The organism is Veillonella sp. ZSJB6 (assembly GCF_051549505.1).
Lineage (GTDB): Bacteria > Bacillota > Negativicutes > Veillonellales > Veillonellaceae > Veillonella.
Window position 1 is genome coordinate 1 of record NZ_JBPUGE010000098.1, and the last position, 256, is coordinate 256.

Annotated in this window: 1 protein-coding gene; it reads left to right on the top strand. The window is 65.6% G+C overall.

The genetic code is table 11. The features are described 5' to 3' along the window. The coding region (locus ACSV5T_RS10040) for an efflux RND transporter permease subunit (RefSeq protein WP_438321033.1) at positions 1-256 on the top strand (256 nt) is incomplete at both ends.

Here is a 256-nt window from a genome sequence, read left to right on the forward strand (position 1 = left end):
GTTTCCGATGCGCTGCGCGTGGCAACCCTTGGCGACCTCGACGCCAATCTGGCGAAATACACCGTGGGTGACCGACAGATTCCGATCCGGGTTCAGCTGACCGAGGACGCCCGCCGCGATCTGACCGTCTTGAACACGCTGACCGTGACCGCCCCATCCGGCGTCGTGGTGCCGCTGGCATCCATCGCGCAGGTCAGTTTCGGCCAGGGACCGTCGTCCATCGAACGCTTCAACCGCGAACGGCGCGTCGTCGTCG